This is a genomic window from Roseburia yibonii, assembly GCF_014297335.1.
Taxonomy (GTDB): domain Bacteria; phylum Bacillota; class Clostridia; order Lachnospirales; family Lachnospiraceae; genus Roseburia_D; species Roseburia_D yibonii.
On sequence record NZ_JACOQH010000004.1, the window covers coordinates 206,495 to 228,936 of the forward strand.

The following is a 22,442-nucleotide window of genomic DNA, read 5'->3' on the forward strand; positions in this document are numbered from 1 at the left end:
CCTTTCTTCTTTTCCTTTTTCTAATTTAAAGCAGATTCAACGGAACCACACAGTTGTATTCACGTTCATCCAGCGTAAAATTATCAATATGGACACGCACGGAAAACGATTTTTCCATGTTCGGCTCGTTAATGACCTCTGCCGCATTTCCATAAAAATTCGTGCCATCGCGGTTTAGGATCAGCGCCTTGTTTGAGATCTTTAACGCATGATCCGGATAATGTGTGTTTACGATCGCCGAGATATTCTTTTCCCTCGCCAGTTTTTCAATGGTCTCCAAGATAATGAGCTGATTCTTAAAATCCAGGTTGGATTCCGGCTCATCCAAAACCAACATATTCGGATGGATCGTCAGCGCCCGCGCGATCAGAACCATCTGCAGTTCTCCACCACTCATTTCGGAACAGATCTTATCTTTTAAATAAGTGATTCCAAGATCCTCCAGAGCCTGCTCCGCGATCTCACGGTCCTCTTTGGTCGGCTGTGAAAAAGTGCCAAGATGCGCGCTTCTTCCAAACATGACCATGTCCAGTACCGAAAATCCGAAGGTGGAGCCTTTTGCCTGCGGCACATAGGCGATCTTCTGCCATACTTCTTTCTGTTTGATCTGTGAAAGTTCCACATCATCGATATAGGTGCCGCCCTTTTCCCAGTGGAGCAGCCCCATCATGCACTTTAAAAGCGTTGTCTTTCCCACACCGTTAGAGCCAAGTACGGAAAGGATCTCACCGTCCTCAATGGAAAAACTGATATCGTTTAATATCTTTCTGTTCTTATAGCCAAAACTGCCATTTCTCACTTCAAATCTCATGCCCAGGATCCTCCTGTCTTTTTCAGCAGAACGATAAACACCGGTGCTCCGATGATCGCCGTTAAAATAGAGATCGGGATCTCCGATGCGGTTGCGCTCCTTGCAAAGGTATCCATGACAATCATAAAGAATGCGCCCAGGCTGATGCTGACCGGGATCACCTTGCAGTTATTGTTTCCGCGCATCATTCTTGAAATATGCGGCACTAAAAGTCCTACCCAGCCTACCTGTCCACACATGGACACACAGGACGCGGTGATCATGGATGACGCGAGGATAAATGCGACCCGCAGGATCTTTACATTCACGCCAAGAGATCTCGCCTCATCTTCATTGAACGATAAGATATTAAGTCTCCAGCGCAGCGCAAAGATGATGATGATCCCGATCACGATAAACGGAATACCCATCACCAGATTTTTGTAGTTTGCCCTCGACATGCTTCCCATCAGCCAGTAAGTGATGACCGGCAGTTCATCCTGCGGATCTGCCACATATTTCATCAGTGATACCAGTGCTTCAAACACCGAGGACACCACAAGACCGGCAAGCACGATCATGACAATGCTGCCACGTCTGCTGCTGCGCCCGATCAGAAATGTGATCAGGCAGGAGATCAGACCGAAGATCAGTGCCATTCCCTGTATGCCGATCATATTTCCGCCGATCAGCATGGCAAGTACCGCTCCAAAGGATGCTCCACTCGCTACTCCAAGTGTATCCGGCGTTGCAAGCGGGTTTGAAAAAAGTCCCTGAAATGCTGCACCGGCGCAGGAAAGTCCTGCGCCAACTACTGCAGCAAGGATAATTCTCGGCAGTCTGACGTTAAAGATGACCGTATATGCCGTATTATCCACTTTTGCATTTGTAAATCTGGAAAACAGCGTTGTCACTGTCTCTGACACCGACATCGAATATCTGCCGATGCCCAGACAGATCAGCGCCGCAAGAAACGGCAAAATTCCAAGGATGATATAAAAAATTGTGTTTTCTGCTGTCTTTTTTCCTTTTTTTTGCATAAATAAACTTCCTTACTGTCCGGCTGCTGCGCTTGCCGGATGATAGATCGTATCTACATCTTCATCGGTCAGTTCTACATTGTAATATTTCTGATAGTAATCTTTGATCTCCTGATCCATGTCAATGTCTGCAAATGCTTCCGGCTGAATGGTCTTTGCCAGCCATTTTAATACCAGCGGAGTGTCAGATGCAGGCGGGAACCAGCGGTACATTCCAAGCGGGAATTTGTATACCTGTTTGTTCTTTACTGCAGTTACATTGCTCCAGTCATCCTGTGCGATCGTGTTGTTGTAAAGGTCATCCGGCTGATATGGAGTAAAGTTGGTAAGCAGGATGATATCCGGATCCCACTCATAAATCTGTTCCATGTTGATCTCCGGTGTTCCCTGCAGATCCTGTGCCACGTTGATACCGCCGGCTGTTTCGATCCAGTACTGTCCGAAGAATCCGGAGCCGGATGTCTTGATCACACCATCACTGTAGTTAAATAAAACTAACACCTTCGGCTTGTCCTCATCCGGAATCTCCGTTGTCACTGCTGAGATTTCGGATGCTACCTGTCTGCCGTACTCGATGATCTCATTGGATTTTTCTTCTTCCCCGTAGATCTGGCCGAGCAGGGCGATCCAGTCCGCATAGGTCTCCACGCAGTCATATCCTGCGTTGCTGGTAGAAAATCCAACTGCCGGGATTCCGGCGTTGTCATACATTTCACGCTCTTCGGTATTTGCTGCCGCATAGAATACAACATCCGGCTTCATCTCAAGCAGACGCTCGATATTTACTTCTCCGTTTTCTACGAAGCTGGTATCCGCATTTTCAAGTTCCGGGAAAACGTTGATCAGATAAGAGTTTTCCGCTGCTGCCATGGAGCTCGGATGGATTCCGATCACGTCATCTGCGGATCCTTTAAACAGGCAGTAAACAGATGGCAGTGGCAGGATGGATGAAATAACGACCCGGTGGATCTCCTTTGGCAGTGTTACCTCTGCTCCGGTATCATCCACGATCACTCTGGTGTCCCCATCCGTGTCATTGGCTGCTGTCTGCATGGTAGACGCTTCCTCTGTCTGGATCTCCGCCTGTGTAGATGCTTCCTTTGTGTCACTCTCCGCTGCTGTCTGTCCGCAGCCCGCAAAACTTGCGACGAGCATTGCAGACGCGCTGAGCATCGCGATTAACTTTTTCATTCTTTTCCTCATTTTTTTCTTCCTCTCTTTTTTATTTGCACTGCCTCATTATGAGACAGAAGCTATCTCTTTTATAAAATCTTCCATGTCATCTCCCAGATATTCCCGGTATGCATTCCAGTGGACTTTGCTTGACACCGCCGCATGCGGCAATGCAAAAAACACAGGATGTCTCTCCCGAAACAGCTTTTTAACCTCCGGATCCGCCACAATGACATCATAATCTTCCTTATTTAATATCTTTCTTGTCATCGCTTCATCTTTTAAGTGCAGATCCCCGGCTCTTTGCAGTTCTTTTTCCAGTCCGAAGAAAGACGCGACTGTCACATTGGTGCATCCGTTCTCTTCTAATTTTTCCCTGAGAGAATTTGCCATGATCTGTTCATGGATGATCAGTATCCTGCGCGAACAGGAGTTTTTCTGTTCTTTTTCCTCCTGCTCTCCTCTTATCTTCTTTAAGAGATTTTCGCCATCTCCGAGCGGAACCCCGCAGATATAAGGAATCTGATACTTGCGTTTCAGATATCTGGCAGCCTCAAGCCCGCAGCGCGATACCACAATATTAAGATCTGCCAACGGGCATTTCTCAATCTGTTCCACCGACAGTCCCATTGCAAAGTCTGCCGTGATCTCAAAACCGTTTTCCCTTACAAATGTAAGGATGCGGTTACAGTTTCCTGTATTTCCGACATCCAACGGGATCATGCCAAGCAGGTTCACGCTTTTTTTCGCGCCGTCCTCTTTTTTCACCGGCTTTTTTGCAAACCGTTTGATCAGCTTTACAAAAACATCGGACGCGCCTTTGTCATAATATTTTTCTCCGGTGGTGCTGATCCCGAAGCTCGGAACCCCTGTCATATTCTCCGTCTCATACGCCATCCCCTCCAGGTCGATACCGATCACCATCGGCACCGGGCTTCCCAGATAGGCGATCACCTTCGGATTTAAGATATTTGCGGCATCCACCGTTCTTTTGATGTACGCCTCGTCATTTCCCATAACCGCATCGATCCTGCGCAGTCCGGAACAGAACACCGCCGACTTGGAACCGATCCATCTCGGCTCGTCATAACCGGTATAATTTCCGGTACAGCCGGACGCGTCATGCATCACGATAATGCCGCCCAGATCAAAAAATGCAGATGCGGCGCCGGAATAGTCCGGTGCAAAAGGTGGTAAATCAATACATAGTCTGCTCATATTATCAGTCCCGCCCCCTCGATCATTTTATTTACATCCGCTTTGGTCAGGAACGCATCCTGCATCCGGTTCATCAGTTCCATGACACCGGAATAACCAAACAGTCCCTCATCCTCAACCAGTTCGACCAGTTTTTTGGATTTTGTGATATATCCGCAGTCAAAACCGATGCAAAGATATTCTTCGCCTTCATGCGGATACTGCACCGACTGCGGATGCATCGGATCTGTAAACACAACATCCGGCACCATCTCTTTTAGTTTTTTTGCACTTTCCTTTTCAAAAGCCGGGATCCCATTGCTTGCGACCAGACCGACTTTAAATCCGTATTCCGTCAGGGCGAGCGCCAGATTAAAAGGTCTTAATACCGCCTGATAATCCACGGCAACCGGATAATCGCCGATCACAGCAAGCGTTTCTGTTATCTTTTCCTCTGCTTTTTTGCGAAACTCTGCCGCCGCTTCCGTAAGATCGGTATTCAGCTGTTTCGAAAGTTCGGCATACATCTCATCGATCTCGTCCAGCCGATAGCTTCTCAGATGTCTCAGCCATGGAATTCCTAACTTCTTTTCCATTTTCTTTGCCGCCGCAAGTACGACCGGCGAGATCACAAGGTTCAACTCCGCCTTTGCCATTTCTTCAAATTCCGCATAGTCCCGGCACGCGGAAAGAACGCCAAGTTCATAGCCCGCCTGCTGCAGTACCGTGCGGATATCATCCGTCTCTTTCTGCGGGACATTGCATCCGAGCAGATTTACCTGCTTTTTTCGCTCCGGCGCCAGCTCCAAGAGACTGTACATATTGATCTGCACCGTGATTCCCGGCGGCAGCGTCGTATCCAGCGAAATCGGATTCATCGTACAATGTCTGAAATGGGTATCCGGATAGAGTTCCCCAAGCCGCTTTAAGATCGGTTCATGATCTGTTCCAAGCAGGTCATCCAGACACGCCGTAAAAACAAACAGCACTTTCGGCTGCTTTTCCAGCGCCTCAAACAGCTCGTTTACTCCATCTACGATCAGCTCTTCAAATTCACCGGAAACAATATCCGCTTCCGTGATAAAGAGATAGGAGATCCGGTCTTTGATCCCGTTCATCTCACCGCCGAGCGCTCCATGGCGCCCGCAGGCAAACGGGCATACAAATAACTGATGGCTCTCCGGAACCTGTGCGGCGATCCGCACGATCCCCCATCCGCCGTGCGCGGCAGATACATAATGAAGTGTTTTTTCTCCGTAACAGTCGCAGCCATTCATCATTCCTCGTCCTCCGTCGTCACTTCTAAGATCTGTTTTGCCAGATTCCGGTAGCACTCCGCCATGTGTGATTCCGGCAGCGCTTCCACCACTGTTTTTCCCTGGTTTTCCGCTTCCTGGACCGCACTGTCCCTCGGCAGCGTGTAGATAATGTCTCCGCCGATCTCTTTTAACGCTTTTCTTACCGTATTTTCCTCATCCGGAACATTTCTGGAATTTAAGATCACTCCCGCATAATGCGCATAACCTCTTTTTCCGAAGTTCTTTACTGCGCTCGCAATGTTGGAAGCCGCATATAAGGACATCATTTCTCCCGATGTCACGATGACGACATCCTTCGCGTAACCGCCGCGGATCGGCATGGCGAAACCGCCACAAACCACGTCACCAAGCACATCATATAAAATGATGTCCGGCTTACAGACATCATAAGCCTCAAGCTCCTCTAATTTTTCAAATGCCGTGATGATCCCTCTTCCCGCACATCCGATTCCCGGTGTCGGGCCTCCCGCTTCCACGCACCATACATTTCCATAGCCGCGGTAAAGCACATCATCCACTGCAAGGTCATCGCCTTTTTCCTTGATCGCATCCAAAACCGATGTGATCCGTTTTCCTGCTGTCAGGTTTTTGGTGGAATCCGCCTTTGGGTCGCAGCCGATCTGTAATACCCGGTATCCCAGATCCGAAAACGCCGCCGCCACATTGGAGGTCGTTGTCGACTTTCCGATTCCGCCCTTTCCGTAAATTGCAATTTTTCTCATGCTTCTCTTCCTCTTTTTTGTTGCTTCTGGTTAGTTTGTATTATTTTTGGTTAGTTTAGCCTTACTTTGCATATTCTAGTGATAAAGACACTCTCTGTCAATCTGTTTCCGCGATAAAAAATCTCATTTACTTCCGGGAAAATATCTGATTTCAGATAAATGAAAAAATGCCCTCGATTTTTTGTTGATTTTATAACCCAATAATGTATAATAATTATGATAAGGGCAGTTTAAGGTATTACTTATTTACTAATTTTTAAGAAAAGAGGTTAAATTAAGATGGCAAAAATTGATTTAAGCAAGTATGGCATTTCCGGAACCACCGAAATTGTGTACAACCCTTCTTACGAAATGTTATTTGAAGAAGAGACCAAAGCGGATCTGGAAGGTTTTGAAAAAGGACAGGTCAGCGAACTTGGTGCTGTCAACGTTATGACAGGTATCTACACCGGTCGTTCCCCGAAAGACAAATTCATCGTAGAAGATGACAATTCCAGAGATACCGTATGGTGGACTTCTGATGAATATAAGAATGATAACCATAAAGCTACTCCGGAAGCATGGAAAGCAGTAAAGGACATCGCTTTAAAAGAGCTTTCTAATAAGAGACTTTTCGTTGTAGACGCATTCTGCGGCGCAAACAAAGATACCCGCATGGCTATCCGTTTTATCGTTGAAGTTGCATGGCAGGCACACTTTGTTACCAACATGTTCATCAAACCGACTGCAGAAGAACTTGAGAACTTCGAGCCGGATTTCGTTGTTTACAACGCTTCCAAGGCAAAAGTTGAAAACTACAAAGAATTAGGCTTAAATTCTGAAACCGCTGTTGTATTCAACATCACAAGCCGTGAACAGGTTATCATCAATACATGGTACGGCGGAGAAATGAAAAAAGGTATGTTCTCCATGATGAACTACTATCTGCCGCTTAAGGGCATCGCTTCCATGCACTGCTCCGCAAACACTGATATGAACGGTGAAAATACCGCTATCTTCTTTGGTCTTTCCGGTACCGGTAAGACTACTCTTTCCACAGACCCGAAGCGTCTTCTGATCGGTGATGACGAGCACGGCTGGGATGACAACGGTGTATTCAACTTCGAAGGTGGATGCTACGCAAAGGTTATCAACCTGGACAAGGATTCTGAACCGGATATCTACAATGCGATCAAACGTAACGCTCTTCTTGAGAACGTAACACTCGACGCAGACGGAAAGATCGATTTCGCAGATAAGAGCGTAACCGAAAACACCCGTGTATCTTATCCGATCAACCATATCGAAAAGATTGTTCGCCCGATCTCTTCCGCACCGGCAGCTAAGAACGTAATCTTCTTATCCGCAGATGCATTCGGCGTACTTCCTCCGGTATCTATCTTAACTCCGGAACAGACACAGTACTACTTCCTGTCCGGTTTCACCGCAAAACTTGCAGGTACCGAGCGTGGAATCACAGAGCCGACTCCTACTTTCTCTGCTTGCTTCGGCCAGGCATTCCTGGAACTGCATCCGACCAAATACGCAGAAGAGCTTGTTAAGAAGATGGAAAAGAGCGGCGCTAAGGCTTACCTTGTAAACACCGGATGGAACGGAACCGGAAAACGTATCTCCATCAAAGATACCCGTGGTATCATCGATGCGATCTTAAGCGGTGCGATCTTAAATGCTCCGACCAAGACCATCCCATACTTCAACTTCGAAGTTCCGACAGAACTTCCTGGTGTAGACGCTGGTATTCTTGACCCGCGTGATACTTATGCTGATGCTTCCGAGTGGGAGAAGAAAGCACTTGATCTTGCAGACAGATTCATCAAGAACTTTGCAAAATACGAAGGAAATGACGCAGGAAAAGCTCTTGTTGCAGCTGGTCCTCAGAAATAAATCTGTTCGGATAAACGATCATCAAAAAACGGATGTGAAATTTTTCACATCCGTTTTTTTCTTTCTGCCCTTTTCTTCCTGCCAGTTTCCCGCTGTTACTTTCCCGATGTCACGACATCCTGCACCGTATAATAGGACACCCCGAGCACTTCCCGCAAAAAATACGTTGGGAAATACAAAAGATCTGTGGATGCACCATAGGCGTAAGTCGTAAATCCACACGCTTCTGCCAGCATCCGCGCGCGGTACTCGTGAAATTCGCTGGTGATAATGACCGCTTTCTCTCCCATCCCGCGCGCTTCAAAAATCTGTCTGGAAAACGCCATATTTTCCGCCGTCGAGACTGACCGGTCCTCCAGGATCAGACGGTTCTCTTCGATCCCTTTCTCTCTTAGATACGCGTACATGCAGGAAGCCTCAGAGATCTCCTCGTCCGCTCCCTGTCCGCCGGAAAGCACGCAGGACGCTTCCGGGTGTGTGGAAAGATAGGCATCTGCCGCATCCAGCCGCTCCTGTAAGATCCTGCTCGGACGTGTCCCCTTCACTTTACATCCAAGCACGATGACCGGTGTCGCCGGATCCGGCGCTTTTTTGTATCCTGCCGCCGCAATGCGCACTGCGGAAACGGCAAGAAGCAGACATACTGCCACAGCAGCGATCCGCACCACCCACTCGGCAATGCAAAATCCCCTGTTTTCCCGAAGCATGGATAACAGGCCTGACACATACTTCTGCTTGCCGGTATAAAAAAACGCCAGTGCCGACAGGCACATCCCCGCGAAATTTCCGACATTTAAGATTCCTTTCAGCAAAAGCGGCAAAAAGAACCAACAAAAAAATATAAGTTCGATACACATAAAAACCGTCCGTCGCATTTCTCTCCTCCGCTTCCGATCTCTTTTCCTGTAACAGTTCCCGCGGCCTGAGACCGCTGTTTTTTACCTCAGATACGCGTCCAGCACTTCTGCCCGCTTCTCCCAGGTATGTGCCTTCCATGCCGCCTCATAGCCCTCTGCCGCGATACGCTCTGCCGTTTCCGGATCATCCAGCAGTTCCTTTACAATCTCCGGCAGACGTTCGATCTGCTTTAACGCAAAGAAGCGCAGCTCTTTTCCATCCGAAAACAGTTCACGCAGATAGATGCTGTCATCCGTAAGCGCCACACTGCCATTCAACATGGCGGTAAAGATGCGGTCATGCACCCCGTCCTTAAACCACGGCATGACATTTAAGCAGATCCTGCCGTTTTGCACCGCGCGCACACACTCCGCAGAATCCACCTGTCCGCCGCACCAGATCAGGTTTTCCCGCTTCGCGCAGATCAGTTTATCCCAGTCCTTGCCAAACAGATGCACATTGATCCCGGCTTCTGCCAGCGCACAGACCGCTTTTGCCCGGAAATAGGTCCGCACATAGAGATCCAGAAATACCATGGATACCATTCCGGTCTTTAAGTCCTCCGTGGAAAGCTCCCCGATCTCCTCGCGCAGATTTTTGATCAGTGCCTCGTGCAGTGACAGATCCGTGTGCGCGATCATATCGTCAATGATCCGGTAATAGTAATCGATATACTCTTTCGACTGCATCGGAAAATGCTTTGCAAGATCCGGAAGCGGCGCATAATTCCCGATAAATATGACATCATACTTCCGTTCCAGGTATGGGATCAGGCTTTCCTTAGAAGCAGCTTCCCCCGGATCCCGGAGTAGCAGATTTCCCGCCGTTGGCAGAAAATGCACCTCATTCCACGGATAAAACTCCCTTATAAACGCCACATGCTGGCGATCCAGACAGAATACGGTCATGCCCGGATGTTTTTTTTCCAGATATTTGTGATAGTAAAGCGGGTGATCGACCAGAAGATTTAAGCACTTTACCTGCATTGCTTCCCAGATCGTCTCCCCTTTTTCCCACACAAACGCTTCCTCGCCACCAAGACCGATAAAATTAAACGTGATCATTGCGGTTCCTTTCGGCTTGCAGAACTTTGCCAGTTTTTTTGCGCTCTCCTTCGCGTTCGACATGTCCACCCAGAACACCGCACAGCCCTTTTCTTTAAAATGTACTTCAAGCTGTCTGGAAAAATAACTCAAAGTTTCGATCGCCCCGCGAAAAAGAATGATCTTATGAATCTCTGCCACTTTTTCGTTCCCTTCCTCATAAATCGGTATAAAAAAGATACCTCTCCCGCGTTCCTGCCTGCGGAAAAGGTATCCTGCATTTTTTTCTAGTTCTTAAAGCTGTGAATCGGTGCCGGGATTCTTCCGCCACGGTTGATAAACGCATCACAGGAATATTTGTTGACCGGCATGATCGGCGCATATCCGAACAGTCCGCCAAATTCTACCGTATCTCCAACATCTTTTCCGATAACCGGGATCAGACGTGCCGCTGTGGTCTTCTGGTTTACCATACCAAGCGCCATCTCATCCGCAATGATACCAGAGATCGTGGTTGCCTTGGTATTGCCCGGGATCGCGATCATATCCAGTCCAACGGAGCATACGCAGGTCATTGCCTCTAATTTTTCCAGCGTGATGGCATTTGCCTGTACCGCATCGATCATTCCCTGATCCTCGCTGACCGGAATGAACGCGCCGCTCAAGCCGCCGACATAGGAAGATGCCATAACACCGCCCTTTTTCACCTGGTCGTTTAAGAGCGCCAGTGCCGCCGTAGTTCCCGGCGCACCCGCATATTCAAGTCCGATCTCACATAAAATATCCGCCACACTGTCTCCCACTGCCGGAGTCGGTGCAAGAGAAAGGTCTACGATACCAAATGGAATATTTAAAAGTTTGGAAGCTTCCTGCGCTACCGCCTGGCCAACACGGGTAACCTTGAACGCGGTCTTTTTGATCGTCTCACAAAGTACCTCGAAGTTCTCGCCACGTACTTTTTCAAGCGCAGTCTTTACAACACCCGGTCCACTGACACCGACATTGATGATCGCATCTGCCTCGGTCACACCGTGGAACGCTCCCGCCATGAACGGATTATCGTCCGGGGCGTTACAGAATACCACGAGTTTCATGCAGTCTACGGAATCACGGTCTTTGGACTGTTCCGCAACTTCGAGTAAGATCTCTCCCATCAGTTTTACCGCATCCATGTTGATACCGGTCTTGGTAGACGCAAGGTTTACCGAACTGCACACGCGCTCGGTGCGGCAGAGTGCCATCGGAATGGAACGGATCAGCATTTCATCTGCCTTTGTCATTCCCTTGGACACCAGTGCGGAATAGCCGCCGATCAGATTGACACCGACTGCCTTTGCCGCGCGATCCATCGTATCCGCGATCGTTGCGAAATCCTCCGGCTTTTTACATGCCGCGCCGCCGACCAGTGCGATCGGAGTAACCGAGATACGTTTGTTTACGATCGGAATTCCGAATTCCCGCTCGATCTTTTCTCCCACAGCCGCAAGATCCTTCGCCACTGTCGTGATCTTGTTGTAGATATTATCATTTAACTTCTGTAAATCAGAATCAATACAGTCTAACAGGCTGATTCCGATCGTAATGGTGCGGACATCGAGATTCTCCTGTTCCACCATGTTGTTTGTTTCTTTGACTTCCCAAATGTTTATCATGCTCTCTCCTCGTTCCTGTTAGATTCTGTGCATCTGCTCAAAAATTTCTTCTTTCTGACATTTAATGCTGACGCCGATCTGCTCGCCTAATTTTTCCAGATCTGTCGCACATTCTCCGAATGCCTTGTCTGCTCCGCCCATATCAACGATCATCATCATGTTGAAAAATCCCTGCACGATCGTCTGTGAAATATCAAGTACATTGATATGCGCGTCCGCAAGATAGGTGCAGACCTTTGCGATGATACCTACGGTATCCTTTCCGACTACGGTAATAATTGTCTTGTCAACTGTGTTTTCCATTTTTTTATCCTTTCTTTTTCCCATTTATTGCTCAGCCTGATTCGCTGTTACACACTTACAAACTCTGAAACCTCATCCCGCTTCGCGACAGAGATCGAAAAATCCGATCCGTCGTAAGGGTTATCTCCCATGGTCACTTCGAGGCGCACCGTTTCATAGGCAAGCTTTGCATAGTTATTTTCCTTGCTCAGGTGTCCCAAAATGATCTTTTTTATCTTATCATGCAGTACTTTTCCAAGGAGCTGACCGGACGCCTCATTGGACAGATGTCCCCGCTCTCCTAAGATCCTGCGTTTTAACGGATAGGGATAGCTTCCCGCCTGAAGCATACGGATGTCATGGTTCGCTTCTAACAATAATACATCTAATCCCTGTAACTTGTCTATAATATAATCATCATATTTTCCAAGATCCGTGGCAACCGCCACTTTCTTTGTGTCATGCTCCATCACATAGGCGACCGGATTTGCCGCGTCATGCGAAATGGAAAACGGCTTTACCGTAATATCACCGATCGTAAACGCCTCATCCGGCAGGATCGGATGGAACAGACTCTCATCCACCTTTCCCACGGAGGAAGTATGTAAGATCGCATCGATCGTCTCTTTCGTCCCGTACATCGGGATCCCATATTTTCTTGCGACAACACCGAGCCCCGCAATGTGGTCGGAATGCTCATGTGTGATCAGTATCCCGTCCATTTCCGCAGTCTTTAGTCCGATGCTGTTTAATCCGTTTTCGATCCGCTTTCCGCTGATCCCGGCATCCACGAGCAGATGACAGTCATCTGTCCCCGCATAGATACAGTTTCCACTGCTGCCGCTTGCTATACTGCATAAATCCATTTTAATTCTCTTTCCAGTAAATCTCTATTCTATCTCCGCTGTGGAGCTGCTGTGTAAAGCGCGCGTCCACACCATTTATCTTGGTTACGATCGGTCTTCCGTTGCCTGCGTTTAAGTCAAATTTGATGTGCTCAAACACATCCACAAACACATACACCGGTTTTCCCTGGAGCAGCACCGGTCTTCCGTTTACGATCACGGAAAGATCCGTCGGGAACAGAGGTGCCGCCGGTTCTGCACCGTCTTCTTCTGCCTCCGCAGTATCCGCTTTCTCCTGATCCGTTTTGGATACCGCATCCGTTTCCGGTACATCCTGTTTTTCTGCATCTGTGCCGACCGTTTTTCCAGGCTCTGCCGCTTCCATGTCTGCACTTACGCCCGCTTCTGTCTTCGCCGCATCCGCGCCGGTTTCCTTTGATGCTTCTGCTGCCGTATCAAACACCGGATGTTCGTCTACCATCCATTCGACCTCAAAATTCTCATAAACTGGTTCATCTTCGTCCGTCACACGGTTATTCACAAGGATATCATAATTCTTATTCAATATCAAATCCATGAACTCCGCGAGCTGCCCTACGGTATAATAATTTCTGGTCTCGATCACATCCCCGTCCTGGATCTGGTAGGACGGAAGCTGGATCTCGCCGTTTACCTCCACCAGACGCGGACAGCTTACCAGCTTTTTATTCACATAAAAAGCGATCGTATCCTTATTATACTCTTCCAGCATCTCGATCGTGCAGGTCGCGTCTTCTCCTGCTGTGGAAGGCGTGATCGATATGTAACTGTTCGGCTCTAACGGTGTGTTGATGCTCACGATCTTTCCGTTAAAACGGATGACCGCCGATTCCCCCGCCTCGCCGCGGATCAGTCTCGGCTTTCCGTTCAAGGTAAAATTGATTTCCTTCCCGCGTTTCGGAAACAGATCCTCATTCGGGAATCCCGCGTTTAACGCCGCATCCACCAGCGTCAGATGCCCGTTATCGTATAATTTCATCCGGTCGCCGTTAAAATGCACCATAATGAAATTATTTTTCTGGTCGTAATAATTTAAGCAGATTCCGATCGGAGTTACCAGAAGCGGATCTTTCTTTACGCTTTCCTGCTCAAATTTTACCGCCTGTAAGACTTCCTCGCCACGCAGTGCCACACGCTCCTTCGGAAGCTCCAGATACTCCGCCAGGCTCTCGGTAAATCCGTGGATCTTTCCGCCACCGCCGACAACAAACGCGGCGCTCACGGATTTATTTCCGTTCAGTTCCCGGATCTTCTCCGCCACCTCGGATGTGATCTTTTCCACCGTCGGCGCAGTCAGCTCCCAGATCTCTTCTGACGGAATGATATGGGAAATCCCCATGATATCTTTAAATTCCACCGTCTCATCAAACGTTGACGCAAGCTTCATCTCCTCGGCAGTGTTAAAATCTACCAGATACTGCTGCACGATCAGCTCCGTCAGTTCATCCCCCGCATGCGGGATCATGCCGTATGCGATGATGCTTCCGTCCTTTGTGATCGAAATATCCGATGTTCCGGCTCCGACGTCCACAAGTGCGATATTCAACATTCGAAAGTTTTCCGGGATCGCGACATTGATCGCCGCGATCGGCTCGAGTGTCAGATTGACTACTTCAAGTCCCGCGAGATTCACTGCGGAATAAAGACCGTCCACGACATCCTCCGGGAGGAAGGTCACAATGATATCTTCCGCGATCGTATCCGCCTTATGTCCCTCAAGATTCGTAAACATCTCATCATTCAGGTAATAATGCACAACCGAGTAGCCGACACAGTAAAATTTGTACTTCGTATCATTCTCCTCTGCGAGCACCTGCTGTGCCTGCTCGATTCCGAGCAGATCCAGGGTATGAATGTCCTCTCCGGTGACGATCGTCTCCTCCGCGAACTTGTGCTCTACCGTGGTCGTCACGGTTTTTAACACACGTCCCGCAGCCGCGATGCAGACATCGGAAAGCTGCTGTCCCAGCTGTGACTCCAGATCTTCTTTTATGAAACGTATCGTATTTCCCACACGTCCGATGTCATGGATCTGTCCGTCAAGCATGGCACGCGTCTCATGCATCTTGACGCTGTGTGCGATCACATGAAATACTTTATCCTCTTTATATCCTACGGAACCAACGACATTTCGTGTTCCGATATCCAGGCCAAATACCAGTTCGTCCGGCGTTATCATATCTGATACTCCTTTCTTTTCAGCAATCCGGCAACCTGCCTTATGGCATCCTCTTTTGCTCCGTTATTATCTATTACTGTCGCGCAGTATTTCCGGTATGTCTCCTCACTTAACTGACTCTGAAAGATCTGCGCTACTTTTTCTTTCGAATATCCCCTGCTCTCCATGAGCCGCTTTCTTCTGTTTTCTTCGGTCGTATAAATATACCACAGTTCATCACAGATGCAGTCATACCCTTCCTCGATCAGAAGCGCCGCCTCAAGTACCAGTATCCGAAGCACTCCGCGCTCCCTCTCTTTTTTGGCACGCTCTGTCACATACTCCTTAACCGCCGGATGTACGATCGCGTTTAACGCTTCCCGCTTTGCGGCATCCGAAAAGATCACTTCCGCCATGCGGTCTCTTTTTATACTTCCATCGTCCGCAAATACGCCATCCCCGGCAAAAAGCTCTGTCAGCTTCTCATAACATGCTCCATCCGGTTCCATCAGCTCATGCGCGATCTCATCCGCAAGCATGACCTCTATCCCATCCTGCTTTGCAAGAAAATTTAAAATCTCTGTTTTTCCGGCTCCAACGCCTCCGGTAATTCCAACAAATCTCATCTATTTCGCCTCGTACCAGTTTCTTCCTGTATGCATGTCGATCTCCAGCGCCACTTTCAGCTGCGCCGCCTGATGCATTTCCTCTTCCAGGATCTTTTTGACTGCTTCCTCTTCTGCCTGCGCGGTCTCCACCAGAAGTTCATCGTGTACCTGAAGCAGAAGTCTGGACTTTAAGCCCTCCTTTAACAATCTGTCATGCACCCGGTTCATCGCAATCTTTATGATATCCGCCGCAGTTCCCTGGATCGGCGCATTCATCGCGACACGTTCCCCGAAGGAGCGTTGCATGAAATTGCTGGAAGCAAGCTCCGGCACCGGACGTCTTCTTCCAAACATGGAGCTCACATAGCCGTCCTTTTTCGCTCCCGCGACCAGACCGTCCAGAAACGTCTTGATCCCCGGATAAGTCTCAAAGTACCGCTCAATATACGCTGCCGCTTCTTTTCTTGTGATGCTGAGATCCTGGCTTAAGCCAAACGAACTGATCCCGTACACAATCCCGAAATTGACCGCTTTCGCGTTCCGGCGCTGCAGATCCGTCACCTCGTCAAACGGCACATGAAATACCTGCGATGCCGTCATCCGGTGGATATCCTGCGCTTCCCGGTATGCCTCGATCAGCATTTCATCCCCGGACATATGCGCCAGCACGCGCAGTTCGATCTGGGAATAATCCGCATCCACAAACACATATCCGTCCTTCGGCAGAAATACCTTCCGGATCAGACGTCCGAGTTCCATACGGATCGGAATATTCTGCAGATTCGGTTCTGTGCTGCTGATCCTTCCGGTAGCCGTCACAGTCTGGTTGAACGTTGAATGGATCCTGCCATCCTCTGTAATGTAATCGGCAAGCCCGTCCGCATAAGTGGATTTTAATTTTGCAAGCTGCCGGTACTCTAAAATATCCGCAACCAACGGATACTCCGGCGCAAGCTTGTCAAGCACATCCGCCGCCGTGGAATATCCGGTCTTTGTTTTTTTCGCGTAAGGCATCTGCAGCTTTTCAAACAAGATGACGCCAAGCTGTTTCGGCGAGTTGATGTTAAACTCCTCACCCGCTCCCGCATAGATGCTCTTTTCCAGCTCCGCGATACGCACGGAAAGCTTTTCTCCGTATTCCTGTAATGCAGCCTTGTCCGCGCGGATGCCTTCTTTTTCCATATCCAAAAGAGTAAATAATAACGGCATCTCGATTCCGGTAAACAGATCCTTCATCCCTGTTTCCGCAAGTTCACGCTCTAAGACTGCTTTTGCCGCATATGCCACATAGCTTACAAAGCAGACATATTTTAAAAACGCCTCCGGCTGTGTCTCCGCCGCATCCGAAAGAGAAAGCTTTCCAAGAAGGTCTGTGCGCGACGGGATCATCATTCCGAGATAATCTTTGGCAAGATCCTCATAAGAATATTTATTCTTTAACGGATTTAGGAGATACGCCGCGATCTCGGTATCAAAAAACGCTTTTGCGCGTTCCTCACTCGTTTTTTCTTCTCTGACCGGCAGCATGTGCAACTGCGGCTTTAAGGAAAATGTGATCCCGCATGCACCGGCATCCAGCAGTCCTTTTAATTTGGAAAGCAGATAGTCCTCTGTCAGGAAGCCCTCTGCCGTCAGAAATACGGTATTTTTCTCTCCAAAAGAAACAGATACGCCAAGCAGCCTGTCCTTCTCCTCCACCAGGAAAAAGCCAAGCTCCTTTTCTTTTGTCGCTTCCGAAAAAAACGTCTCGGCATCGGAAAGTTCTGTGATCTTTCGGAAATATTGTTCGGTCTCATTCTGCAGTGCCGACACATCAAACTTCGCGAGCAGATTCTTAAATTCCAGACGCTTGCAGAGCAGATATGCCTCCTCGGTAAACAGATCTCCAAGCTCCGCCTCTTTCAGATCGTAATCGATATCCGCGTTGATCTCGATCGTCGCAAGCGTTTTGCTCATCTGCGCCATATCGTAATGTTCTTTTAAATTTTCCTTCGCGCGGTTTGGTTTTATCTCATCCACATGCGCGTAGGCTTCCTCGATGCTTCCATAAGCTACGATCAGATTGGTCGCCGTCTTCTCTCCAATGCCCGGGACACCCGGAATATTGTCCGCCGTATCCCCCATCAGTGCCTTGACATCGATGAACTGAACCGGTGTGACCTGGTAACGCTCCTTGACATCCGCCGCATTGTAGTCCTCGATCTCGGTTCCGGTGCGTTTCGTCTTTGGGATACGGATCTTGATGTGATCTGTCGCAAGCTGCAAAAGATCGCGGTCCCCGGAAACCACGGAAACCACAAGTCCTTCCTTTTCGCTCCGTTTCGCGATCGTTCCGATGATATCATCCGCCTCATAGCCTTCTTTTTCGATGATCCGCACGCCCATTGCCTGTAACATTTCCTTCATGAGCGGAACCTGCTGGCGGAGTTCCTCAGCCATCGGCTTTCTGGTTCCCTTATAGGCGTCATACATTTTGTGGCGGAACGTCGGAGCATGCACATCAAATGCCACCGTCAGATAATCCGGCTTTTCCTCGTCTAAGATCTTAAATAAAATATTTAAAAATCCATAGACTGCATTCGTGTGCAGTCCCTCCGCATTGGTAAGATCCGGTATCCCGTAAAATGCCCGGTTCAAAATACTGTGTCCGTCGATCAATACTAATTTTTTGCTCATGTTACTCCTCGTCTACCAGCTGGAAAAATTTCGTATCAATCTCCGGATACGCACGTTTTAAGGAAATCGGTTTCCCACTGTTATTTAAAAAGCAGTGCTCACTCTTTGCGAGCGAACGAAGCTCTCCTGTCTCTTTATCTGTCATACGGTATGTGAATGCCAGCTTGATCCCATTATAATAGGATATCTTGGTCTCGATCCGGACGGTATCACTGAAATGCACCATGCTCTTATATTCGCAGGCAACTGAGATGACCGGGCTTATGATCTCGGCATCCTCCATAGTTTTATAGCTGTATCCCATCTGCTCCATCAGATCCATCCTGGCCTCTTCCATCCAGCGGATGTAATTGGAATGATGTACGATCCCCATCTGGTCTGTCTCATAATATTTGACATGATGTTCATACGGCTTAATTTTTAAATTGGCCGGTGTTGTGTATACTTCTACTCTTGTATCTTTCAACTGTCTCACCTTCCATTTGTATTTTCTGATTTTTCTGCATGGGCATATAAAATACCCAATATAGACATTATGTCACAGATTGGACGGAAATTCAATGTTTTCTTAGCATTCCCCACAGTAATCCAGATAATCCGCTTCATCCGCGAACAGGATGTATCTGTCCTCAACCAGTCCCATGTAACCTTCTGCTGTAAAATATCCTTTCATAAAAAACACGCTCCTTTTTACCTCTTTGTTATCCGTTTTGCTTTCTTTGATAACCTAAGTATAAAAAAGAACGTGTCCTATATGTGGTACTGGTGTTATGTAAACCTATTTCACACTCACTTCTCCGGCAAGCACCCGCTTATAATCCTCGTAATTTTTCTCGAGCAGTGCAGGCGTGTCCAGACCGTAAGGGCATTTGCTCTTGCAGTGTCCGCAGTGCAGGCAGTTCTCGATCTTTTTCATCTTCTCCTGCACTTCTTTTGTGAGCTGTAGTTCTGACGGAGAGCGGCGCAAAAGCAGTGACATGCGCGCGCAGTTATTGATCTCGATCCCTGCCGGACACGGCATACAGTATCCGCAGCCACGGCAGAATTCTCCGCTCAGTTCCCTCCGGTCCGCTTCGATCAGCGCCTTTATCTCATCGGTCATAACCGGCGGATGCTCAATGTAGGAAATAAACTCATCCAGCTCTTTTTCGCGCTGTACACCCCAGATCGGAAGCACGTTGTCGTACTGTGCCTCAAACGCGTAGGCTGCCCTCGAATTTGTGATAAGACCGCCGGAAAGCGCTTTCATGGCAATGAATCCCATATTTTTTTCTTTACATTTTTCCACCAGCGCAATATCCTGATCGCTCGCGAGATAGCAGAACGGGAACTGCAAAGTCTCATAAAGACCGGATTCGATCGCCTCATCCGCCACCGCAAGTCTGTGATTCGTGATCCCGATATGGCGGATCATTCCTTTTTCTTTCGCTTCAAGCATTGCCTCGTAAAGCCCGCTTCCATCCCCAGGCTTCGGACAGACTGCCGGATTGTGGAACTGATAAATGTCCACATAATCTGTCCGCAGATTGTGCAGGGAAGTCTCCAACTGTTCAAAAAATTCCTTTGCATTGGATGCGGCGGTCTTGGTCGCCACAAAGACCTTATCCCGGATACCCTCTAACGCGATGCCGAGTTTCTCCTCGCTGTCCGTGTAAAAGCGTGCCGTATCGAAAAAAGTGATCCCTGCGTCATACGCTTTCCGCACAAGATGTACGGCATCCTCATCCGTGATACGCTGGATCGGCAGTGCGCCGAATCCGTTCTTGTTTACCGTGATCCCGGTACTTCCAAGTGTTACCTGTTCCATATTCTTTCGTTCCTTTCCATATTATATTGTGATTGTATCATTTTACTCCGGATACTGTGTCAGCTTTGTCTCCACCAGCTTTTCTCCCTCATAGCGCAGTTTCAGGGAAAAGAAATCCTCTGTCTCGCGCAGCAGCTTAAAAAAGATCTTGTCCCCCTCCCAGAGTTTCAGCTTATCGATCTCGCTCTTTGGGATCCATTCGAGATTTCCCTCATCACATTCTAAAAGTGTTCCGGTAAATTCACTTGCCGTATACAGATGGATATACTCGGTCTCCCACTCATCCGAGAGAAAGGTAAGGATCGCCCGGAACTGATACTTCGTCAGCGTAAGTCCGGTCTCCTCCCGCACCTCGCGCAGCATACATTCCTCCGGCGTCTCGTCCGGCTCAAATTTGCCTCCTACTCCCACCCATTTGTCATGGTTCAAATCATTTTCCTTTTTTACCCGATGTAACATCAGGTATTTGTCGTCTTTTTCAATGTAGCAAAGTGTTGTAAGCTTCATAGCCGTTCCCCCTCGTCGATCCAGTCTGTCTATTTTGCAGCAAATTCAAGATAAAGATCACCAAAATCTTCTCTGGTGAATCTGTGATAGATCACATGACAGCCTTCAAATGTAATGCAGTACCGGTAGTCATTCGGTTTTCCGTCCGTAAAATAGATCAGATAATCAAAGTCCTGCCCCTTGATCTTTTCCAAGGTAACCTCTTCGGAAAAATCCAAAAAGACGTTCCTGATATCCTCGATTGCGCAGTCATGTCTTGAGATTGCGGCGATAAACCGGGTCAGAAATTCATTTTCAGCCATATGCGCATGCACATATTCCGCGCACTGCGGCGCAAATGTAAGACAGAAACGCTCTCCCTCATTGGAAACTTCCAGTTCGCCCCATTTGTCCCGCACCGCTTTTTTTAAGTTATCCAGCACCTGGTGCATCGCCGCGATCCCGCAGTCCACGGCAAGCAGGCGGTTTAAGGATTTGAGCGGATAATATAAATGAATGACCTCGCTCCGGTAGCCCAGTTTGATCTGCTCTTCCGCGATCACATCCATGATATTTTGTTGCAGTCTGTCAAATGTTACCATAAATTCTACTCCTCATCGTTTTGTTTCATTATTATAATAAGTAGACTATTCTTCCGCTCCTGTCAAGCAAAAAAATTTCCCGGCACGCCATCCTGTAAATGACTGCCGGGAATTTCTCTATTTCTGATAAAATTTTATTTTTATATGCGCCTGATAAGTCTCTCCCGGATGCAGGAGCGGGGAGGCAAACCGTTCCTCGTTGACTGCATTCGGATAATACTGTGGTTCCAGGCAGAAGCCATGCCGGAAATCATAAAACACGCCTTCTTTTCCCGCGTGCCGCTCCACAAAATTGCCGGAGTAAAACTGCATGCCCATGCAGTCCGTAGAAAAATCCATCACGCCGTGTCTGGTATCCAGCACATAGTTGTGGTCATAACCGCCCACATAGGCTAACTGGATAAAATCCGCTCTGATATCGCGTCCGATCACCGCCCCGAAATAACAGGTCTGCCGCTCATATTCTGCTGGATCGTCATAGCCTAAGATCACATCCCGGAACGCGCCATCCTCTCCGTCAATTCTGTCCGTAATACGCATTCGCGCCGTGCTTCCGGTAGAAATGCTTGTCACGGATGCAGTCCGGTGCCGGCTGTACCTTCGGGTTTATCAGTTCCGTACGGGTCGCCATCTTTGCCACTTCCTCTAAGACCACCGCATTATGCACCGCTTCCGCCGCATCTTTTCCCCAGGTGAACGGGCCATGGTTTTTGCAGAGAACACCCGGTGTATACGTCGGGTTTGCTTTGCGCTCCTCAAAAGTCTCAATGATCACAAGACCGGTGTTTTTCTCATAGGCCTCCTCAATCTCCTCCGGCGTCAGGCTTCTGGCACACGGAATCTCGCCAAAGAAATAATCCGCGTGTGTGGTGCCGTAGAGCGGGATGCTCCGCCCCGCCTGCGCCCACGCAGTGGCTTCCGGAGAATGTGTATGGACTACACCGCCGATCTCCGGATATTTTTTGTACAGTTCGAGATGTGTCGGTGTATCGGAGGATGGTCTGTAGTTCCCCTCGATTTTGTTTCCGTCCAGATCCATGACGACCATATCCTCCGGTGTGAGCTTATCATAGTCCACGCCGCTCGGCTTTATGACAAAATATCCGCTCTCTCTGTCGATCCCGCTGACATTCCCCCAGGTATAGGTGATAAGTCCGCGTCTCGGCAGTTCCATATTTGCTTCGTATACTTCTTTTTTTAACTGTTCTAACATAATGATCTA

Annotated in this window: 21 protein-coding genes; 1 reads left to right on the top strand and 20 read right to left on the bottom strand. The window is 48.4% G+C overall.

Annotation, left to right across the window (positions count from 1 at the left end; genetic code table 11):
* Positions 1-25: 25 nt before the first annotated feature.
* From H8Z76_RS07655 to H8Z76_RS07680, 6 genes are read right to left on the bottom strand one after another with little or no spacing between them, the layout of a single operon-like run.
* Entirely contained in the window at positions 26-811 is a 786-nt protein-coding gene (locus tag H8Z76_RS07655; RefSeq protein ID WP_186982131.1) for an ABC transporter ATP-binding protein, read from the bottom strand.
* A complete protein-coding gene (locus H8Z76_RS07660; RefSeq protein WP_186982133.1) occupies positions 808-1,830 on the bottom strand; it encodes a FecCD family ABC transporter permease in 1,023 nt (340 codons plus the stop codon). The genes H8Z76_RS07655 and H8Z76_RS07660 overlap by 4 nt, the downstream gene beginning before the upstream one ends.
* Positions 1,831-1,842: 12 nt before the next feature.
* Positions 1,843-3,021 (bottom strand): ABC transporter substrate-binding protein, encoded by a 1,179-nt coding sequence (locus tag H8Z76_RS07665; protein WP_243240475.1) that lies wholly within the window; start codon positions 3,019-3,021, stop codon positions 1,843-1,845.
* A gap of 48 nt (positions 3,022-3,069) precedes the next feature.
* Entirely contained in the window at positions 3,070-4,221 is a 1,152-nt protein-coding gene (locus H8Z76_RS07670; RefSeq protein ID WP_186982135.1) for a nitrogenase component 1, read from the bottom strand.
* Positions 4,218-5,480, bottom strand: a complete 1,263-nt coding sequence (locus H8Z76_RS07675) for a nitrogenase component 1 (RefSeq protein ID WP_186982137.1) — start codon at positions 5,478-5,480, stop codon at positions 4,218-4,220. Before H8Z76_RS07675 ends, H8Z76_RS07670 begins: the two co-directional genes overlap by 4 nt.
* Positions 5,477-6,241: a nucleotide-binding protein gene (locus tag H8Z76_RS07680; RefSeq protein ID WP_147619437.1), complete on the bottom strand. Its 765-nt coding sequence runs from the start codon at positions 6,239-6,241 to the stop codon at positions 5,477-5,479. The genes H8Z76_RS07675 and H8Z76_RS07680 overlap by 4 nt, the downstream gene beginning before the upstream one ends.
* 279 nt (positions 6,242-6,520) lie before the next feature.
* Here H8Z76_RS07680 and pckA point away from each other — a divergent pair, with 279 nt between their 5' ends.
* Positions 6,521-8,125 (top strand): phosphoenolpyruvate carboxykinase (ATP), encoded by a 1,605-nt coding sequence (gene pckA, locus H8Z76_RS07685; protein WP_022515916.1) that lies wholly within the window; start codon positions 6,521-6,523, stop codon positions 8,123-8,125.
* A 95-nt stretch (positions 8,126-8,220) separates the two neighbouring features.
* Here the strand turns inward: pckA and H8Z76_RS07690 are convergent, their stop codons facing one another.
* The 14 genes from H8Z76_RS07690 to H8Z76_RS07755 form a co-directional block, all read right to left on the bottom strand.
* Positions 8,221-9,000, bottom strand: a complete 780-nt coding sequence (locus tag H8Z76_RS07690; RefSeq protein ID WP_186982139.1) for a YdcF family protein — start codon at positions 8,998-9,000, stop codon at positions 8,221-8,223.
* Between the two features lie 63 nt (positions 9,001-9,063).
* On the bottom strand, positions 9,064-10,266 hold the full coding sequence (locus tag H8Z76_RS13875) for a glycosyltransferase family protein (protein ID WP_186982141.1): 1,203 nt from the start codon (positions 10,264-10,266) through the stop codon (positions 9,064-9,066).
* An 86-nt stretch (positions 10,267-10,352) separates the two neighbouring features.
* A complete protein-coding gene (locus tag H8Z76_RS07700) occupies positions 10,353-11,717 on the bottom strand; it encodes a PFL family protein (protein ID WP_147619432.1) in 1,365 nt (454 codons plus the stop codon).
* Between the two features lie 18 nt (positions 11,718-11,735).
* A complete protein-coding gene (locus H8Z76_RS07705) occupies positions 11,736-12,020 on the bottom strand; it encodes an ACT domain-containing protein (protein ID WP_022515910.1) in 285 nt (94 codons plus the stop codon).
* Positions 12,021-12,067: 47 nt separating this feature from the next.
* Complete coding sequence (locus H8Z76_RS07710) at positions 12,068-12,865, bottom strand: MBL fold metallo-hydrolase (protein WP_022515909.1); 798 nt, start codon at positions 12,863-12,865, stop codon at positions 12,068-12,070.
* A 1-nt stretch (position 12,866) separates the two neighbouring features.
* Entirely contained in the window at positions 12,867-15,062 is a 2,196-nt protein-coding gene (gene pilM / locus H8Z76_RS07715) for a pilus assembly protein PilM (protein ID WP_022515908.1), read from the bottom strand.
* On the bottom strand, positions 15,059-15,667 hold the full coding sequence (gene coaE / locus H8Z76_RS07720; protein WP_022515907.1) for a dephospho-CoA kinase: 609 nt from the start codon (positions 15,665-15,667) through the stop codon (positions 15,059-15,061). Before coaE ends, pilM begins: the two co-directional genes overlap by 4 nt.
* Positions 15,668-18,325, bottom strand: a complete 2,658-nt coding sequence (gene polA, locus H8Z76_RS07725; protein WP_186982142.1) for a DNA polymerase I — start codon at positions 18,323-18,325, stop codon at positions 15,668-15,670.
* 1 nt (position 18,326) lies between these two features.
* Complete coding sequence (locus H8Z76_RS07730) at positions 18,327-18,791, bottom strand: acyl-CoA thioesterase (protein ID WP_186982143.1); 465 nt, start codon at positions 18,789-18,791, stop codon at positions 18,327-18,329.
* Positions 18,792-19,103: 312 nt separating this feature from the next.
* A complete protein-coding gene (locus H8Z76_RS07735; RefSeq protein WP_186982144.1) occupies positions 19,104-20,132 on the bottom strand; it encodes an aldo/keto reductase in 1,029 nt (342 codons plus the stop codon).
* Between the two features lie 42 nt (positions 20,133-20,174).
* A complete protein-coding gene (locus H8Z76_RS07740) occupies positions 20,175-20,639 on the bottom strand; it encodes an NUDIX hydrolase (protein WP_022515902.1) in 465 nt (154 codons plus the stop codon).
* Positions 20,640-20,668: 29 nt separating this feature from the next.
* Complete coding sequence (locus tag H8Z76_RS07745; protein ID WP_022515901.1) at positions 20,669-21,220, bottom strand: DUF3877 family protein; 552 nt, start codon at positions 21,218-21,220, stop codon at positions 20,669-20,671.
* 117 nt (positions 21,221-21,337) lie between these two features.
* Positions 21,338-21,760 carry an aldose epimerase family protein gene (locus tag H8Z76_RS07750; RefSeq protein WP_186982145.1) on the bottom strand — a complete coding sequence of 141 codons (423 nt, stop codon included), beginning with the start codon at positions 21,758-21,760 and terminating at the stop codon, positions 21,338-21,340.
* Complete coding sequence (locus H8Z76_RS07755; RefSeq protein WP_186982146.1) at positions 21,738-22,433, bottom strand: L-ribulose-5-phosphate 4-epimerase; 696 nt, start codon at positions 22,431-22,433, stop codon at positions 21,738-21,740. The genes H8Z76_RS07750 and H8Z76_RS07755 overlap by 23 nt, the downstream gene beginning before the upstream one ends.
* Positions 22,434-22,442 lie beyond the last annotated feature (9 nt).

What these genes read in the sequence shown, in the direction of transcription:
- H8Z76_RS07690 (WP_186982139.1), bottom strand. Translation starts at nt 9,000, where the DNA reads ATGCGACGGACGGTTTTTATGTGTATCGAACTTATATTTTTTTGTTGG.
- H8Z76_RS07665 (WP_243240475.1), bottom strand. Translation starts at nt 3,021, where the DNA reads ATGAAAAAGTTAATCGCGATGCTCAGCGCGTCTGCAATGCTCGTCGCA.
- H8Z76_RS07740 (WP_022515902.1), bottom strand. Translation starts at nt 20,639, where the DNA reads ATGAAGCTTACAACACTTTGCTACATTGAAAAAGACGACAAATACCTG.
- H8Z76_RS07680 (WP_147619437.1), bottom strand. Translation starts at nt 6,241, where the DNA reads ATGAGAAAAATTGCAATTTACGGAAAGGGCGGAATCGGAAAGTCGACA.
- H8Z76_RS07745 (WP_022515901.1), bottom strand. Translation starts at nt 21,220, where the DNA reads ATGGTAACATTTGACAGACTGCAACAAAATATCATGGATGTGATCGCG.
- H8Z76_RS07670 (WP_186982135.1), bottom strand. Translation starts at nt 4,221, where the DNA reads ATGAGCAGACTATGTATTGATTTACCACCTTTTGCACCGGACTATTCC.
- H8Z76_RS07710 (WP_022515909.1), bottom strand. Translation starts at nt 12,865, where the DNA reads ATGGATTTATGCAGTATAGCAAGCGGCAGCAGTGGAAACTGTATCTAT.
- H8Z76_RS07705 (WP_022515910.1), bottom strand. Translation starts at nt 12,020, where the DNA reads ATGGAAAACACAGTTGACAAGACAATTATTACCGTAGTCGGAAAGGAT.
- H8Z76_RS07735 (WP_186982144.1), bottom strand. Translation starts at nt 20,132, where the DNA reads ATGGAACAGGTAACACTTGGAAGTACCGGGATCACGGTAAACAAGAAC.
- H8Z76_RS07660 (WP_186982133.1), bottom strand. Translation starts at nt 1,830, where the DNA reads ATGCAAAAAAAAGGAAAAAAGACAGCAGAAAACACAATTTTTTATATC.
- pckA (WP_022515916.1), top strand. Translation starts at nt 6,521, where the DNA reads ATGGCAAAAATTGATTTAAGCAAGTATGGCATTTCCGGAACCACCGAA.
- H8Z76_RS07700 (WP_147619432.1), bottom strand. Translation starts at nt 11,717, where the DNA reads ATGATAAACATTTGGGAAGTCAAAGAAACAAACAACATGGTGGAACAG.
- coaE (WP_022515907.1), bottom strand. Translation starts at nt 15,667, where the DNA reads ATGAGATTTGTTGGAATTACCGGAGGCGTTGGAGCCGGAAAAACAGAG.
- H8Z76_RS07675 (WP_186982137.1), bottom strand. Translation starts at nt 5,480, where the DNA reads ATGATGAATGGCTGCGACTGTTACGGAGAAAAAACACTTCATTATGTA.
- H8Z76_RS07750 (WP_186982145.1), bottom strand. Translation starts at nt 21,760, where the DNA reads ATGCGTATTACGGACAGAATTGACGGAGAGGATGGCGCGTTCCGGGAT.
- H8Z76_RS07655 (WP_186982131.1), bottom strand. Translation starts at nt 811, where the DNA reads ATGAGATTTGAAGTGAGAAATGGCAGTTTTGGCTATAAGAACAGAAAG.
- polA (WP_186982142.1), bottom strand. Translation starts at nt 18,325, where the DNA reads ATGAGCAAAAAATTAGTATTGATCGACGGACACAGTATTTTGAACCGG.
- pilM (WP_022515908.1), bottom strand. Translation starts at nt 15,062, where the DNA reads ATGATAACGCCGGACGAACTGGTATTTGGCCTGGATATCGGAACACGA.
- H8Z76_RS07755 (WP_186982146.1), bottom strand. Translation starts at nt 22,433, where the DNA reads ATGTTAGAACAGTTAAAAAAAGAAGTATACGAAGCAAATATGGAACTG.